Origin of the sequence: Pigmentiphaga aceris, from assembly GCF_008119665.1 — a bacterium.
In the GTDB taxonomy this organism is placed as follows: Bacteria; Pseudomonadota; Gammaproteobacteria; order Burkholderiales; family Burkholderiaceae_B; genus Pigmentiphaga; species Pigmentiphaga aceris.
On record NZ_CP043046.1, the window covers coordinates 4431475 to 4448271 of the forward strand.

Genomic DNA, 16797 nt, shown 5'->3' on the forward strand with positions numbered 1-16797 from the left:
ACGACCCTGTCGGATCGGCCCATAGTGTATGCGCGACGCCCGTCGCAGATGACCTTGTAGGGATTGCAGAAGGGGGCTATAGGGCGATGCTGACAGCCCGTTATGCAAAAAATTCCGCACATCAGAAAATTGCGTGCTGAAATCGTTTTGTCGCGTTACGCTCGCGCCTTTCGTGTCGACGGCAGCGACCAAAAGTCGCATTCGAGGGAACCATGGACATTCTTTGGCAACAGATCCTGAACGGACTGGTGCTCGGCAGCGTGTATGCGCTGGTAGCGCTCGGCTACACGATGGTGTACGGGATTTTGCAGCTGATCAACTTCGCACACGGTGAAGTATTGATGGTTGGCGCAATGGTCGCGATGGTCACCGTCAAGTGGGTAATAGCCACCTTCCCGGGCCTGCCCGGACCGGCGGTACTGGCCATTGGCCTGCTGGCAGCGATTCCCGTCTGTGTGGCGATCAACGTGTTCATCGAACGCGTGGCCTATCGCCCGCTGCGCAATGCGCCCAAGCTGGCTCCCTTGATCACCGCCATCGGCATCTCGATCATGATGCAGACCATGGCCATGATCATCTTCGGCCGCAATTACAACCAGTTCCCTGCCCTGCTGCCCACCGCCCCGATCGAAGTCGGCGGCGCGCTGATCACGCAGACACAAATCCTGATTCTGGTGTTCGCTGCCTTGTCGATGGGTGCCCTGACCCTGCTGGTGGAACGCACCCGCCTGGGCCGCGCCATGCGCGCCACTGCGGAAAATCCGCGTGTGGCCAGCCTGATGGGTGTGAATGCCAACCACGTGATCGTGATGACCTTCGCGCTGGGTGCCGCACTGGCCGCCATCGCTGGCGTGATGCTGGCCGCCAACTACGCGGTGACCCACTTCTACATGGGCTTCATGCCCGGGCTGAAGGCGTTCACGGCTGCGGTGCTGGGCGGTATCGGCAATCTGTACGGTGCCATGCTGGGCGGGCTGCTGCTGGGCCTGGTCGAGTCGCTGGGCGCGGGTTACATCGGCGATCTGACCGGTGGATTCCTGGGTAGCCACTACCAGGACATCTTCGCCTTTGTCGTACTCATCATCGTGCTGACCCTGCGGCCTTCCGGCCTGATGGGTGAACGCGTCGCCGACCGCGCCTGAGGATCCTCGTCATGCATCACGGATTCAAATTCAATTTCCTGCCCGCGCAGGGCAATGCCATGCGTGCCTACCTGGGCATGGTGATGGTGGCAGTGGCGCTCGCCGTCCTGCCGCTGGTACTGGGCCAATACGGCAACAGCTGGGTTCGCATCATCGACCTGGCGCTGCTGTATGTATTGCTCGCACTGGGCCTGAACATCGTGGTGGGCTTTGCCGGCCTGCTCGACCTGGGATACATCGCGTTCTACGCGGTGGGTGCCTACATGTATGCGTTGCTGTCCTCGCCGCACCTGGCGAACAACTTCGCGTGGATTGCTGCGACCTTCCCCAATGGCATGCACAACTCGATCTGGCTGGTAATCCCGCTGGGTGCAGGCGTTGCGGCCTTGTTCGGCGTCCTGCTGGGGGCACCCACGCTCAAGCTGCGCGGCGATTACCTTGCGATTGTCACGCTGGGCTTCGGCGAGATCGTGCGTATCTTCATGAACAACCTGAACGCGCCGGTGAACATCACCAACGGCCCGCAAGGTATTACGCGCATCGATCCGATCAGCCTGTTCGGTACGTCCTTGGCGGGTACGCGCGGCAGTCGCGGCATGGTCGACATATTCGGGTGGAAGATACCCAGCGTGACGGCCTACTACTACCTGTTCCTGCTGTTGGTGATCCTGGCGATTTTCCTGTGTATTCGTTTGCAGGACTCCCGCATCGGGCGCGCCTGGATGGCCATCCGCGAAGACGAAATCGCCGCCAAGGCCATGGGCATCAACACCCGCAACGTGAAACTGCTGGCCTTTGCCATGGGCGCGTCCTTCGGTGGCGTGTCGGGTGCCATGTTCTCGGCCTTCCAAGGCTTCGTCAGCCCGGAATCCTTCACGCTGATGGAATCCATTGTGGTGCTGGCCATGGTGGTGCTGGGCGGCATGGGCCACGTGCCGGGTGTGGTGCTGGGTGCGTTGTTGCTGGCCGGCTTGCCGGAACTGCTGCGTCACTTCGTGGTGCCGGCGCAAGAGCTGCTGTTTGGCGCAGGCAATGTGATTGTCGATGCCGAAATCGGCCGTACCCTGCTGTTCGGTCTGGCCATGGTGCTGGTGATGCTGTTCCGTCCCAAGGGACTGTGGCCATCGTCACCGCATGGGGTCAAGAAAACGCCGGCTCCGGTGCCGGACGCCCCGCAACCGACCAAGGTGGCCTGAGATGACAACGACCGTTTCTCCGCTGGGCGTGGCCGACATGCCGGGCACTAATGAAGCACCGCTGCTGCGCGTGGCGGGCATCAGCAAGCGCTTCGGCGGCTTGCAGGCCTTGTCTGATGTCGGGCTGGAAATCCAGCGCGGCCAGATCTACGGGCTGATCGGCCCCAATGGTGCCGGCAAGACCACCTTCTTCAACGTGATCACTGGCCTGTACACGCCTGACGCCGGCACCTTCGAGCTGGGCGGCAAACCCTACAAGCCGACGGCGGTGCACGATGTGGCGCGCGCAGGCATTGCCCGCACCTTCCAGAACATCCGCCTATTCGGCGAGATGACTGCGCTGGAAAACGTGATGGTCGGCCGTCACGTGCGCACCAAGACCGGCATCTGGGGTGCCATGCTGCGCACGCCGGGCGTCAAGCGCGAAGAAGCCGAGATCCGCCAGCGTGCATTCGAGCTGCTGGAATACGTGAACATCTCACGCTACGCCCACTTCCAGGCCCGCACGCTGTCTTACGGCGACCAGCGCCGTCTGGAAATTGCACGCGCCCTGGCCACCGACCCGCTGCTGCTGGCGCTGGATGAACCGGCAGCTGGCATGAATGCCACCGAGAAGGTCGCCCTGCGCGGTCTGCTGGACAACATTCGCCGCGATGGCAAGACCATTCTGCTGATCGAGCACGACGTGAAGCTGGTAATGGGCTTGTGCAATCGCATCACCGTGCTGGACTACGGCAAGCGCATCGCGGAAGGCGTCCCGGCGGATGTGCAGAAGAATCCTGCCGTGATCGAGGCTTATCTTGGCGGCGGGCACTAGGAAAATCGATGGCTGACACTGAAATCGTATTGCGCGTCACGGACCTGCAAGTCGCCTACGGCGGCATCCAGGCAGTCAAAGGCGCGTCGCTGGAAGTCCGCAAGGGCGAATTGGTCACGCTGATCGGTGCCAACGGCGCGGGCAAGACCACCACACTGAAGGCCATTACCGGCCTGCTGAACCCGGCATCGGGCGACATCGCCTACATGGACGCACCGATGGACGGCATCCGCGCCGACCAGCGCGTGGCACGTGGCCTGGTCATGATCCCGGAAGGTCGGGGCGTGTTTGCACGCATGACCATCGTTGAAAACCTGCAGATGGGCGCGTATCTGCGACGCGATTCCGCCGGTATCAAGCAGGACATCGAACGCATGTTCGAGACCTTCCCGCGCCTGAAGGAACGGGCGGATCAGCTGGCCGGCACCATGTCGGGCGGCGAACAGCAAATGCTGGCGATGGCGCGTGCGCTGATGGCGCAACCGAAATTGCTGCTGCTGGACGAGCCGTCGATGGGCTTGTCGCCGATCATGGTCGACAAGATCTTTGAAGTGATCCGTGCGGTCTCGGCGCAAGGTGTGACCATGCTGCTGGTCGAGCAGAATGCCAACCTGGCATTGCAGGCCGCGCATCGGGGCTATGTGATGGAATCGGGCGTGATCACCATGGCAGGCGATGCGCAGGCCATGTTGGTCGACCCCCGCGTGCGCGAAGCGTATCTGGGTGAAGAGACGGGTGCGGAAGAAACCGGGGTCTGAAGTGTCTGAAGGTTGAAGCCCTGAGTTTCAAGCTTCCCAAGCCTGGATCTTCGAACAGTGCACGAATAAACGGCCCGACTTGCAAAAGTCGGGCCGTTTGTCTTGTAGCCGATGGTCTTGCCGATCAACAGGACTCGGCAGGCGGCACACCCCGTTCTGCAATGAAGCGCGCAAACGCTTCCAGCGTGGCGCTGCTGACGTGGTGCTCGATCCCTTCCGCATCACGGCGGGCCGAATCTTCGTCCACCCCCAGGGCCAGCAAAAAGTCGTGCACGGTCTGATGGCGGCGACGCGTGGCGTCGGCCAAGGCTTCGCCAGCTTCGGTCAGGAACACACCCCGGTAGGGTCGGCGCACCGCATATCCGGTGTCGGCCAAGCGACCCAACATTTTCGCCACCGTCGGTTGTGCAACACCCAGGCGCGCAGCGATATCGACCTGTCTGGCCTCACCACCGTCACGGATCAGGTCGGAAATCAATTCCACGTAGTCTTCCACGCGTTCCAGGCGGCGCGCCTCACGCACCTGCCGGAAGCTTTCCACGTGTACGGCGGCGTCCATCAACTTCGGCAACGCCTCCGCCGTGGCCTTCATCTTGTTCATATCTTCTCCAATGGTCGAGAGGACTTCCCTCGCAACCAGCCGCCATTTTGACCGATCTGGGAAAACCGCGAATTCTCTTTCTTACATCTTGCTGTCATTTCCTTGGCTATTGGTTATAGCCTAAGCTATAGTTACCTGACCCAAGCGCTGCGTGCCGGGTAGATCCGGCATGTCGGCCTCACGAATACGCTGACAAGGTATTGCCATGCTTCGACGACGTTTCCACCAACTGCTCGGCCGTGGCGCGCTCGCCGCATTTGCGATGTGTGCGGGCTTGGCCTTGCCGACGGCAGTTCAGGCGGAAGACGCGAAGAAGTTGTCGGTGATTGCCACCACGGGCATGCTCGCCGACACCATGCGGGAAGTCGGTGGGGACCGCATTGAAGTCACTGCGCTGATGGGTGTGGGTGTCGATCCGCACACCTATCGTCAGACGCGCTCTGACGTCGCCAAGCTCACACGCGCCAATCTGGTTGTCTGGCACGGGCTGAATCTGGAAGCGCAGCTGGAAGACCTGTTCAAAGACCTGGCGCGCCGCAAGCCGGTGGTGGCCTTGGCCGACACCATTCCCAAGTCGCGCCTGCTGGCGGATGAGCAGAATCCGCAAATTTTTGACCCGCACGTGTGGATGGACCCGCAACTGTGGCTGCCGATCGTCACCGCCGCGCGTGATGCCTTGATCCAGGTCGACCCAGCCGGCAAGGCCAGCTACGACAGCAATGCCGCGCGCTACGCCGAACAGATCGCCGCCTTGGACAAACGCGTGAAGGCGCGCCTGGGAGCAGTGCCTGCCGCCCGCCGCATGCTGGTGACCGCACATGACGCTTTCCGCTACTTCGGCCGAGCCAACAGCTACGAGGTCTTGGGCATCCAGGGCATCTCGACCGAAAGCGAAGCCAGCCTGCATCAGGTCGAGAAGATCGTCGGCATTTTGGTCGAGCGCAAGATCGGCGCGATTTTCGTGGAATCGTCGGTGTCCGATCAGAACATTCGCGCTCTGGTTGAAGGCGCGGCGGCGCGCGGACACAAGGTCACCATCGGCGGCGAGCTGTTCTCAGACGCCATGGGCCAGCCCGGCACGCCCGAAGGCACCTACCTGGGCATGATCGAGCACAACGCCAACACGATTGCCAAAGCCTTGGGAGCCGCGCCATGAGCCAGTCGACAAATCAGTCCTCGGGTAATGCTGGTAGCCACCCCGCCTCCCGCCACGCTGACCTCCACGTGGCCCCGCCCGCCAGCGCCAGCCAAGTCCCGCCCGCGCTCGACATCCGTGGCGTGACCGCCAGTTATGGGGCGACCTCGGTGCTGTTCTCGGTGGACTTTGCCTTGCCCACGGGGGCCATGGGCGTGATCGTCGGCCCCAACGGGGCGGGCAAATCCACCCTGCTGAAAGCCGCGCTCGACATCGTGCCGAAGGTATCGGGTGAGGTCAGCGTATTTGGCCTGCCCTTCGAGGCCAACCGCCACCGCGTGGCCTACGTGCCGCAACGGGCCAGCGTGGATTGGGAATTCCCGGCCACCACCTTCGATGTGGTCGCCATGGGCCTGTACCGCGAACTGGGCCTGCTGCGCTGGCGCCGCGCCAGCCACCGCACGCGCATCCTGGATTGTCTGGACCGCGTGGGCATGCGCGACTTTGCAGATCGCCAGATCGGCCAATTGTCGGGCGGGCAACAACAACGGGTATTCGTGGCGCGTGCATTGGCACAGAACGCGGACTTGTATGTGCTGGATGAGCCGTTTGCCGGCGTCGATGCAGCTACCGAACGCACGTTGGTTTCCGTGCTGCGGGCATTGACGCAGGCCGGCAAGACCGTGCTGTGCGTGCATCACGACCTGAGCACTGTCGCCGATTACTTCACCGACGCCTTGCTGCTGAACGTGCGCCGCATTGCGGCCGGGCCTGTTCGGGATGTGTTTACCGAAGCGAACTTGCAGCAGGCCTACGGCGGCCGCCTGTCGCTGGCGCAGATCGACCGCACCCGCGACACCTTCGACACACAGGCAGATGCCCGGAGCGCAGCGGCATGAACCCACTGCTCGACGCCTTGTTATTGCGTACGGGCTACAACACCACGCTGGTGACCATTGGGGCTGCGCTGCTGGGCGCGGCAGCCGGCGCCATCGGCACCTTTGTGCTGCTGCGTCGCCGTTCACTTGCCAGTGATGCCGCAGGCCACGCCGCCCTGCCCGGCCTGGCGGCGGCGTTCATCTTGATGGCAATGACCAGTGGCAACGGCCGTTGGTTGCCCGGTCTGATGATCGGCGCGGCCATCTCGGCAGCGCTGGGTCTGGTGGTGGTGCATGCCATCACCGCACGCACGCGTCTGAAGGAAGACGCCGCCATCGGTGTCGTGCTGTCGGTGTTCTTCGGTTTGGGCGTGGTGTTGCTGACGGTCGTGCAAGCCCTGCCCAGCGGCAACCAGGCCGGCATTGCCAGCTACTTGCTGGGGTCCGCCGCGGGCATGCTGCGCAGTGAAGCCGAACTGATCGCCATCATGGCCGCGCTGACAGCGCTGTCGGTTTTCATCCTGCGCCGCCCGCTGAGCATGCTGTGCTTCGACCCCGACTACGCCGCAATCAGCGGTGTGCGGGTGCGGCTGACCGACGCAGCGCTATCGGTAATTTTGCTGGCCGTCGTCATCACCAGCCTGAAAGTAGTGGGCCTGGTCTTGAGCGTGGCGCTGAGCATCATGCCTGCTGTGGCCGCCCGTTTCTGGACCGACCGGGTACAGCACATGGTGCCGGTGTCCGCCGCCCTGGGCGCGGCTGGCGCGTATGCGGGTGCCGCCATTTCCTCGTCAGCCCCCAGCCTGCCCACGGGTGCGGTAATCGTGTTGATCATGTTCGGAATGTTTGTGGTGTCCTTGCTGTTTGCGCCCGCACGTGGCGTGTTGGCCACTGCGATCCGCCACCAGGCATTCCGCCGTCGGGTACACCGCCGCCAGGGGCTGCTGGCCCTGGACCGCCAGGAAAGCATCCACGACGGCATGACCTTGCGCCTGCTGCGTCAGTCCGGGTGGATTCGGCGCGACGGCGTGCCGACCCCGGCAGGCGTGCTGGCGGCCCGCGACGCCGCGCATGATGAAGCGCTGTGGCGCTTGCATGGCGACCGCTACCCAGGCGACTCAGCCGCCCTGCACTACCACCGCATTGTGCCGATCAAACAGGTGCTGCCAGCCGACGCACTGGCAGACCTGGAAGCCTTGTTGGCGGCACAGCCAGCGCGCAAGTCGCACGCCACCACCCGGCTTGCGCCGGCAGGATACTGAGATGCTCATCGACTTCCTGCAGTTGAGCCTGGTGCCCATGCTGATCGCGGTCCTGGCCAGCATGGCCTGCGCCTTGCCCGGCAATTTCCTGGTGTTGCGCCAGCAAAGCCTGATTGGCGATGCGGTCAGCCACGTGGTCTTGCCCGGCGTGGTCGGTGCGTTTGTCGTCACCGGCACCATCGCCACCGCCCCGATGCTGATCGGCGCAGCGGTGGCAGCGCTGTTCGCAGTCGGCCTGATCGAGATCATCCGCAGACTGGGCAAGGTCGAACCGGGCGCAGCCATGGGCGTGGTCTTCACCGCCCTGTTCGCGGCCGGCGTGGTGTGGCTGGAACAGTCGAACAGTGCATCGGTCCACCTGGACGTCGAACACGTGCTGTACGGCAACCTGGAAAGCCTGATCTGGCTGGATGCCGAAAGCTGGGCATCGCTGGTCAACCCGGCAGCCCTGGCCACCGTGCCCGAACAACTGGGCCGACTGGCATGGGTGATGGCTGTGGTTGCCATCGTGATCTGGGTGCTGTGGCGTCCGCTGGTGATCGGCACCTTCGATCCCGCCTTTGCAGCCAGCGCGGGGGCACGCCCCGGGCTGACCAGCTTGGCCTTGCTGGTGGTGGTCGCACTGTCTGCGGTTGCCGCGTTTGAGGCAGTCGGCGCGATCATCGTGGTGGCGATGTTCATCTGCCCGGCTGCGGCCGCGCGCCTGATGACCAACAAGCTGCACACGCAAGTCGCATGGAGCCTGGGATTTGCCGCCACGGCCGCGATCGGCGGTTATACCTTGGCCGCCTGGGGGCCGATCTGGCTGGGTTTCGAGAACAGCGTCAGTGCAGCCGGCATGATTGCCACTACCGGTGGTCTGATCCTGCTGCTGGCATGTTGCTTCGGGCCTTGCCGACGCAGTCGCTGACACCTGACACCTGACACCGAACGCACCAAGCGCGGAAAAACAAAGGGGGACACTGCATAGCGCGGTGCCCCCCCTTTCACTTCAGAACCCTTGTTCAGCGTCCCGCAGCGTCTTTCTTAAGCCGTCGCACGCACCTGGATGATGATCTCTTCCAGCTGCGCCAGCATCAGATCCATCTCCGCTTCGGTGATGTTCAGTGCCGGCATGAAGCGCAGCAGGTTCGGACGCGGGCAGTTCAGCAGCAGGCCTTCCGGCTCGCGGTCACGAGCAGCCAGCACGATGTCGGCACCGTCCGGGCGATCCAGCACCAGCGCACGCAGCAGACCCAGGCCACGCTCGCCCGGCATGCCGTGGCGGTCGGCGATGGCGCTCAGGCCGTTGGACAACTGGCGCGAGCGCGCCTGCACCTGGTCCAGGAAGCCCGGTGCGTTCAGCGCATCGAACACCGCCACGCCAACTGCGGTCATCAGCGGGTTGCCGTTGTAGGTACCGCCCTGGTCACCCGGCACGAACACCGACACCGATTCGCGCGCCAGCAAGGCCCCCAGCGGCACGCCACCGCCAATGCCCTTGGCCAGCGTCATGATGTCCGGCACGATGCCCGACTGCTGGAACGCGAACATGGTACCGGTGCGGCCCATGCCGGTCTGGACTTCGTCGCAGATCAGCAAGATGCCGTGTTCGTCGGCCAGCATACGCAGCGCAGCCATGAATTCGTGGGTGGCGGGCACCACGCCTGCTTCGCCCTGCACCGGTTCCAGCATGATGCCGACCGTGTTCGGGCCGATCAGGGCTCGCACCGAGTCGATGTCGTTGATGATCGCCTTCGGGAAACCATCGACCTGCGGGGCGAACAAAGTGTCCCAGCCCGGCTTGCCCGATGCCGACATGGTCGCCAAGGTACGACCGTGGAAGCTGTCGCGGAAGGTGATGATCTCGAACGCGCCCGAACGATTCAGCTGGCCCCACTTGCGTGCCAGCTTGATTGCGCCTTCATTGGCTTCGGCACCGCTGTTGGTGAAGAACACGCGGTCCAGACCCGAGGAACGCGTCAGGCGTTGGGCCAGTTCGATGGACGGCAGGTTGTAGAACGCCGGCGACGGGTTCAGCAGCAGCTTGCTCTGCACGTCCAGGGCGTGCGAGATTTCCGGCGGGCAGTGCCCGAGGCAGTTGACCGCCCAGCCCTGGACGATGTCCAGGTAACGCTTGCCACGATGATCTTCCAGCCAGGAACCTTCACCGCGCACGAAGGCGATATCGGGACGCTGGGTGATGTACATCAGTGCTTCGGTGGCGGAAGGGGTAAACGCCATGGATACGGCTCCTGGAGAATTCGGTGAAGCGCCAGTACGCCACGGGGCTGGGCGACTGGACAGGAAAGATCGGAAAACGGTCGAACAAGATCGGGATGACCAGGCCGAACCCACACGGCTCAAGTCATGATTGTGCAGCCAGCAAGCTGCGAACCGGACATCAGACCACGACTGGATTGGCGACGTCTGCCTCGGACGTGAACGAATCGGCGTAGAACGCCTCAACGGGCAATCCGCATTGTGCCGAGAAGTCGTGACGCGCGGCGTCGATCATGGCAGGCGCGCCACAGGCGTAGACCTCCCAGTCGGCCAGTTCCGGCAAATCCTGCATCACTGCCTGATGCACAAAGCCGCTACGACCTGTCCATTGGTCTTCAGGCAAGGCATGCGAGATCACCGGAATGTATTGGAAGTCGGGGCGGCTGGCAGCCCAGGCACGCGCGGCGGCGTCCATGTACAGGTCTTGCGGACGACGCCCCCCCCAGTACAGGCGCACCGGGCGACGGATGTCCTTGAAAGCCATGTGTTCAATGATGGCGCGCACCGGCGCAAAGCCGGTTCCGCTGGCCACCATGACAATAGGTTTATTGCTGTCTTCGCGCAGGAAGAAGGAACCGAACGGGCCTTCGAAACGCAGGATTTCACGTTCTTTCATCTGCGTGGCACCCACGCCAAACACGTGGTCGGTGAACAGCCCGCCCACCAGGTGGCGAATATGCAGTTGCATCGGCCCTTCTTCGTGCGGCGCACTGGCCATCGAATAGCTGCGACGGCGGCCATCTTTCAAGATGAATTCGATGTACTGGCCCGCCAGAAACTGAAAGCGCTCATTGGCCGGCAGTTGCAGTGACAACAGCATGACATCGGGCGCGGCCCGTTCCATGCTCTGTACACGGCACGGCAGCTTGCGGATCTGGATGTCACCCTGCGCACGGACTTCACGGGCTTCGACCGTGACATCGCTCAGCGGCGACGCACAGCAGAACAAGGTCATGCCTTGCTTGATCTCGTCGGCCGACAAGGCGCGCGACTGATGCGGCGCAAGCGAGACGTCACCGGACACGACCTTGCCCTTGCACGACCCGCACGCACCGTTCTTACAGCCGTACGGCAAGCCGATGCCCGCCTTGAGCGCGGCATCGAGTACGGTCTGTCCGGCATTCACGGTGAACTGGTGGCCGCTTGGCAACACGGTGACCTGATGACTCATCGAGCCCTATCCTGTGAAAAAATGAAAACACCATGAAAACTGCCCGCTTCCGCCGCCCCCGTATCCTGATCGCTGGATGCGGAGACACCGGCATGCTGCTGCTTGCGCAGCTTGCGACCCGCGCCCGCGTGTTCGCCCTCACGTCCCAGGCTACGCGCCAGGACGAACTTCGCAAGGCCGGGGCCATCCCGCTGGTCGGCAACCTGGACTCGCCTGCCAGCCTGCGCCGCCTGCGCGGCCTGGCCAGCCGTGTCGTCATGCTCGCCCCGCCGCCTACGCAGGGTGCGCGTGACACCCGCAGCGCCCACCTGGCGGCCGCACTGCGTCGGCCTGGGTCAACACGACAATACGCACGAAGGCAGACTGTCTCGAAGGCAGGCTCGATTGTAGCTAAGCCCACCTTGCATATCGTCTACGGAAGCACCACCGGGGTGTATGGCAATGCGCACGGGCGTTGGATTTCAGAAACCGAGCCGGTTCGTCCTGCCACTGACCGGGCAAAACGCCGTGTCGATGCGGAATCGCAATGGCGTTCGCCGACCGTAGCCCAAGCGCGAAGCCACCTGCCTGCTTGGCAATCGACGATCCTGCGCATCCCCGGCATCTACGGCCGTGACCGGCTGCCGCTGGATCGCCTGCGTCGCGGTTTGCCGCGATTGGCTGATTCTGAAGACGTCTACACCAACCATATCGAGATCAGCGACCTGGCCCGCATTGCGGCCACGGCCCTATGGCGCGGTCGTGCACAGCGTGTGATTCACGCCAACGACGGCGAAGAACTGAAGATGCGGGACTATCTGGACGCGGTGGCCGACGCAGCCGGCCTGCCCCGTGCACCGGCACGATCCGCGGCGGAAGTCGAAGCCGCGGTCAGTCCGATGATGTGGACCTTCATGCGCGAGTCTCGCCGCCTGCGCAACACCCGCCTTCAACAGGAGTTGCGGGTCAAGCTGCGCTACCCCAATGTCGATAGCGCACTTTCGCACTGGTTTGGTGCATAAGAAATGACACCTGTGATGGTCATCACGGTGTCATGCACCATCATAGTTATTCACAAAAGGTGTGGATAAGCCTGTTGGCTGAACCTATCGGCTACCCGGAGACCCGCGCCAACAGGGCATGTCAAGATGGTTGCTCACGACTTGGGCGATGTGAGCAAAGTTTTTTTATTAGGCAAAAAAGAGACGAAAAAGAGACAGACAGGAAATGGGCAAGAAAAAAGCCCCACCCGCTTGCGCGGATGGGGCTTGTCGCATGCCTCCTAGGAGGCAGCTACAGCTCGAAGCTGATCAGACCGGGCGAATCTTCGATGCCTGGGGGCCCTTGGCACCCTGGGTCACTTCGAAGGTCACCTTCTGGTTTTCTGCCAGCGTCTTGTGGCCGTCAACTTGGACTTCGGAGAAGTGGGCAAACAGATCTTTGCCGCCATCATCGGGAGCGATGAAACCATAACCCTTGTCGTCGTTGAACCACTTAACAGTACCGGTTGCCATGCTGTGCATTTCCTTGGATATAGGGGAGTGAGCGGATGCCCGAAAGTGCGAGAAGATCAAGGAAGGGAACAGGGCCGACCGAAGTACCGGTGAGGGACGCAGAACTAACACCGCCTCACTTGAACGTCTTGCAGAACTAACTATCTCTTTACCCAGACGAATGGTCAATTCGTTTTTCGCATTCGAGGTAACAAAAAAACAATCATTTGCAATCGCGACCGAGCACCCTTACGAGCACGCTCAACACTACATACTGATCATACCCTAGGAAATCGCCGCGCCAGATGTAAACGTTCACGGTCGAGTTGAGTGTTTGCATCATCGATTACCCGAGGGCAAACCACGCCTCACACTGGTGCCACAAGGGTGTGCGCACTGGCACGAGCGCCTGCTGCAGCAGGGTTTGCACATAAGAGGCCGACGAACGGTAAGGCACGTCCCGGCCGGTATACATCATGCTGCACCAGCGCCGCCCTGCCCCTTCAATGACCGGAAGACACCATGCCTTTGCTGTGCTTGAGCACCTCGGGATCAACGGCCTTGCAAAGCGTGTTGTTGGCTGGCTGCGTTATTGCGTTTTCTCTGGGACTGTCGGCATGCAGCGACACTGCCAAGCATCCTGAAGCCGCTGGCTTCGGACCAAACCCGGTTTTGCCCGACCCGCAGCCCCGCCTGCTCCCTACCGTGAACATCGCGCCGGCAAGCCCGTGGCCACCCGGGACGCGCCCAAGTGTTGCAGCAGGCATGAAAGTACAGGCCTTTGCCGACGGGCTGGACCATCCCCGCTGGCTGTTCAAGTTGCCCAATGGGGACGTGCTGGTAGCAGAAAGCAACAAACCCGCGCAGCAAGGATCAGCAGGAATCCGTGGCTGGATCATGGGCAAAGTGATGGCCCGTGCCGGTGCCGGCGTACCCAGTGCGGATCGCATCACCTTGCTGCGCGATACCGATGGCGACGGAGTTGCCGATCAACGTTCGGTTTTTCTGAAAGATCTGCACTCGCCTTTTGGCATGGCCCTGATCGGCAACACCTTCTACGTGGCCAACGCCAACGGGGTGGTGGCCTTTCCTTACCGCAGCGGCGACACCGAAATCACCGCAGCCGGCAAACCTATTGTCGATCTGCCCGCCGGCCGCAATCACCACTGGACCAAGAACCTGATCGCCAGCCGTGATGGCAAGCGCCTGTACGCCACGGTCGGCTCGAACAGCAACGTGGGCGAAAACGGCATGGACGAAGAGGTAGGCCGCGCGGCAATCTGGGAAATCGACCCGGCCGCGAAACAGAAGCGCCTGTTTGCGTCAGGATTGCGAAATCCCAATGGCCTGGCCTGGGAGCCGAAGACCGGCGCACTGTGGACATCGGTCAATGAGCGCGACGAAATCGGCAGCGATCTGGTGCCCGACTATGTCACCTCGGTCAGGGACGGCGGATTCTATGGCTGGCCTTACAGTTACTATGGCGACCGGGTAGATACCCGTATCAAGCCACCCAGACCTGATCTGGTGGCAACTGCCATCAAACCTGACTACGCCGTAGGCGCACATACCGCGTCGCTGGGTATCGCGTTTTCCACCGGAAGCACCCTGCCCGAACATTTCCGACACGGCATGTTCATCGCGCAGCACGGCTCCTGGAATCGCGATCCGCACAGCGGCTACAAAGTAATTTATGTTCCCTTCCAGAATGGCATGCCCACAGGCATGCCGGTTGACCTGTTGACGGGCTTCCTGGGTCCTGACGGCAAGGCGTTTGGCCGGCCGGTTGGTGTCATCCAGGATGCCAAAGGCGCACTGCTGGTGGCCGATGATGTAGGCAATGTCATCTGGCGCGTCAGTGCGAAATAGGGGCGGGCTTTCCGGTCTGTCTACCGTTGACTGTTCATCGGCCGCGTTACGTCGCGCGCTTCGATCCACGCTTTTTTTGTATTGATTCCTGTGTCCCTTATCTCTTTCTTTGCATCCCAGCACGCCTTGCGCCTGGCACTTGCCGGCGTCGGCCTGAGCACGGTCGGTCTTGCACATGCCCAGACGCAGCCAACGTCTACCGCACCAGAACAGCCTGCGGTGCTTGAACCGATCGTGGTTACCGGCACGCGCTCACCTTCGTCGGCCCGCTCCGTGCCTGCGTCGGTGGACTCGGTGGACCTCGGACTGATCGCCCCGGGCCAGCCCGGCATCAACGCGTCCGAGGTGCTGATACGGGTGCCTGGTCTGGTGGTGCAGAACCGCCAGAACTACGCGCAAGACTTGCAGATATCTTCACGCGGTTTTGGATCGCGTTCGGCTTTTGGTGTGCGCGGCATCAAGCTCATCACCGATGGCATTCCGGCCAGCACGCCCGACGGTCAGGGCCAGGCTGCCACGTTCAATCTCGACACCGCTGACCGCATCGATGTATTGCGCGGCCCGCTGTCTACCGTCTATGGCAGCAACGCTGGCGGCGTGATCGAAATGTTCTCGCGTGACGGTCAGGGTGCACCGCGCGTGATCACCGAGGTGTCAGGGGGCAGCGACGGACTGCGCAAGTACCGCATCGGTGCAGAAGGCGAATACAACGGGGTTGGCTTCCTGTTCGACGCATCGCGCATGTCCACCGACGGTTATCGTGACCACAGTGCGGCCACCCGCCAACAGCAATTCGGCAAGATCAACCTGAAGCCTGACGCAGACAGCCGACTGGCCATCACGGTCAGCGGGCTGCACCAGCGCGACACACAAGACCCGCTGGGCTTGACCTGGGACCAGGCGGTCAGCAACCCGCGCGGTGTGGCTCCGGTGGCCTTGCAATACAACACCCGCAAAAGCATCGACCAACAGCAACTGGGCGTGAATTACGAACGCCAGCTGGTCAATGGCAGCGCGGTTCAGTTGAACGTATACGGTGGAAACCGCAAGGTGGGTCAATACCTGGCCATTCCGCCCACCGCCCAGGCAAGCCCGCGTCATGCAGGCGGTGTGGTTGATTTCGACCGTGACTTCCAGGGTGTGGGACTGCGCTGGCTGCAAACCGTGTCGCAGGCACCGGGCAAGCTGAATCTGGTTGCCGGCATCGACTATGACCGCACGCAGGACGATCGCACCGGCTACGAGAATTTCATCGGCAGCACGCTGGGCGTGCGTGGTCGCCAACGTCGCAATGAAATCGATACGGTCACCAGTCTCGACCCTTATGCACAAGCCAACTGGGTGCTGGGTGCATGGACCTTGCAGGCCGGCTTGCGTCACAACACGGTGCGTGTCGATGTGGATGACAAGTACCTGGCCAATGGCGATGACAGCGGCCAGCGACGCTTCAGCAAGACCACGCCTTCTGCGGGTCTGATGTATGCGATCAATCCCGACATCAATGTGTACGTCAGCGCCGGCAAGGGCTTCGAAACACCGACCCAGGCCGAACTCGCGTATTCGGCAGATGGCAGCGGCTTCAATGGCGCACTGTCACCGTCGACCAGCACGCAATACGAGGCGGGCATCAAGGCGCGCATCAACGAGCGGACACGCTTGAATGCAGCGGTGTTCGACATCGACACCAAGAACGAGTTGGTGGTGGCAACGGCAGCAGGCGGTCGCACCAGCTACCGCAATGCTGCGCAGACCAAACGCCGTGGCGTGGAACTGTCGCTGGACAGCGCCTTTGCACGTGACTGGACCGCATTGGTAGCCCTGACTTACCTGGACGCCACCTACGACGGCAGCGTGGGTACCGGTACCAGCCGCATTGCGTCGGGCAACAAGTTGCCGGGCGTGCCCCAGACCACCCTCTACAGCGAAGTGGCATGGCAACCGCGCCCTTGGGTCAGCACCGCAATCGAAGGCGTGGTGCGCAGCAAGGTCTACGTGGAAGACACCAATTCAGCCAAGGCAGCGCCTGGTTATGGCGTGATCAACTGGCGCACGCGGTTCGAACAGACGGCAGGCGCATGGACCTTCCGCCAGACCTTGCGCCTGGACAATCTGTTCGGCAAACGGTACATCGGTTCGGTCATCGTTGGCGACGGCAATGGGCGCTATTACGAGCCCGCTTCAGGCCTGACCTGGTTCGCTGGCGCAAGTGCACAATACGCTTTCTGACAATGGCC

General features: G+C 62.4%; 15 protein-coding genes. 11 read left to right on the top strand and 4 right to left on the bottom strand.

Features of this window, described 5'->3' with window-relative positions; all coding sequences use genetic code 11:
* Positions 1-212 precede the first annotated feature (212 nt).
* The 4 genes from FXN63_RS19215 to FXN63_RS19230 all read left to right on the top strand — a co-directional run bounded on the left by FXN63_RS19215 (position 213) and on the right by FXN63_RS19230 (position 3913).
* Positions 213-1142, top strand: a complete 930-nt coding sequence (locus tag FXN63_RS19215; RefSeq protein ID WP_148816779.1) for a branched-chain amino acid ABC transporter permease — start codon at positions 213-215, stop codon at positions 1140-1142.
* 77 nt (positions 1143-1219) lie between these two features.
* A complete protein-coding gene (locus FXN63_RS19220) occupies positions 1220-2338 on the top strand; it encodes an ABC transporter permease subunit (protein WP_425468742.1) in 1119 nt (372 codons plus the stop codon).
* A 37-nt stretch (positions 2339-2375) separates the two neighbouring features.
* Entirely contained in the window at positions 2376-3155 is a 780-nt protein-coding gene (locus FXN63_RS19225; protein WP_148819572.1) for an ABC transporter ATP-binding protein, read from the top strand.
* An 8-nt stretch (positions 3156-3163) separates the two neighbouring features.
* Positions 3164-3913 (top strand): ABC transporter ATP-binding protein, encoded by a 750-nt coding sequence (locus FXN63_RS19230; protein WP_148816780.1) that lies wholly within the window; start codon positions 3164-3166, stop codon positions 3911-3913.
* Between the two features lie 124 nt (positions 3914-4037).
* Here the strand turns inward: FXN63_RS19230 and mntR are convergent, their stop codons facing one another.
* Positions 4038-4514: a manganese-binding transcriptional regulator MntR gene (gene mntR / locus FXN63_RS19235; RefSeq protein WP_148816781.1), complete on the bottom strand. Its 477-nt coding sequence runs from the start codon at positions 4512-4514 to the stop codon at positions 4038-4040.
* A gap of 205 nt (positions 4515-4719) precedes the next feature.
* Here mntR and FXN63_RS19240 point away from each other — a divergent pair, with 205 nt between their 5' ends.
* The 4 genes from FXN63_RS19240 to FXN63_RS19255 are packed head-to-tail and all read left to right on the top strand — an operon-like array spanning position 4720 to position 8699.
* Positions 4720-5670 (top strand): metal ABC transporter solute-binding protein, Zn/Mn family, encoded by a 951-nt coding sequence (locus FXN63_RS19240; protein ID WP_148816782.1) that lies wholly within the window; start codon positions 4720-4722, stop codon positions 5668-5670.
* A complete protein-coding gene (locus tag FXN63_RS19245; RefSeq protein WP_148816783.1) occupies positions 5667-6548 on the top strand; it encodes a metal ABC transporter ATP-binding protein in 882 nt (293 codons plus the stop codon). The genes FXN63_RS19240 and FXN63_RS19245 overlap by 4 nt, the downstream gene beginning before the upstream one ends.
* Positions 6545-7789, top strand: a complete 1245-nt coding sequence (locus tag FXN63_RS19250; RefSeq protein ID WP_148816784.1) for a metal ABC transporter permease — start codon at positions 6545-6547, stop codon at positions 7787-7789. The genes FXN63_RS19245 and FXN63_RS19250 overlap by 4 nt, the downstream gene beginning before the upstream one ends.
* Position 7790: 1 nt before the next feature.
* Positions 7791-8699 carry a metal ABC transporter permease gene (locus tag FXN63_RS19255; protein WP_148816785.1) on the top strand — a complete coding sequence of 303 codons (909 nt, stop codon included), beginning with the start codon at positions 7791-7793 and terminating at the stop codon, positions 8697-8699.
* Between the two features lie 116 nt (positions 8700-8815).
* On the opposite strand, the gene FXN63_RS19260 is transcribed toward FXN63_RS19255, so the two are convergent.
* Positions 8816-10012, bottom strand: coding sequence for an acetylornithine transaminase (locus FXN63_RS19260; RefSeq protein WP_148816786.1), 1197 nt, complete (start codon positions 10010-10012; stop codon positions 8816-8818).
* 160 nt (positions 10013-10172) lie between these two features.
* On the bottom strand, positions 10173-11222 hold the full coding sequence (locus FXN63_RS19265; RefSeq protein ID WP_148816787.1) for a CDP-6-deoxy-delta-3,4-glucoseen reductase: 1050 nt from the start codon (positions 11220-11222) through the stop codon (positions 10173-10175).
* Positions 11223-11254: 32 nt separating this feature from the next.
* On the opposite strand from FXN63_RS19265, the gene FXN63_RS19270 reads away from it, so the two are divergent.
* Positions 11255-12223: a Rossmann-fold NAD(P)-binding domain-containing protein gene (locus FXN63_RS19270; RefSeq protein ID WP_148816788.1), complete on the top strand. Its 969-nt coding sequence runs from the start codon at positions 11255-11257 to the stop codon at positions 12221-12223.
* Between the two features lie 288 nt (positions 12224-12511).
* On the opposite strand, the gene FXN63_RS19275 is transcribed toward FXN63_RS19270, so the two are convergent.
* The gene (locus FXN63_RS19275) at positions 12512-12715 is read right to left on the bottom strand and encodes a cold-shock protein (protein ID WP_148816789.1); all 204 of its coding nucleotides are present in this window, start codon (positions 12713-12715) and stop codon (positions 12512-12514) included.
* A 501-nt stretch (positions 12716-13216) separates the two neighbouring features.
* On the opposite strand from FXN63_RS19275, the gene FXN63_RS19280 reads away from it, so the two are divergent.
* On the top strand, positions 13217-14563 hold the full coding sequence (locus FXN63_RS19280; protein WP_148816790.1) for a PQQ-dependent sugar dehydrogenase: 1347 nt from the start codon (positions 13217-13219) through the stop codon (positions 14561-14563).
* 90 nt (positions 14564-14653) lie between these two features.
* Entirely contained in the window at positions 14654-16789 is a 2136-nt protein-coding gene (locus tag FXN63_RS19285; protein ID WP_246164895.1) for a TonB-dependent receptor family protein, read from the top strand.
* Positions 16790-16797: the final 8 nt, after the last annotated feature.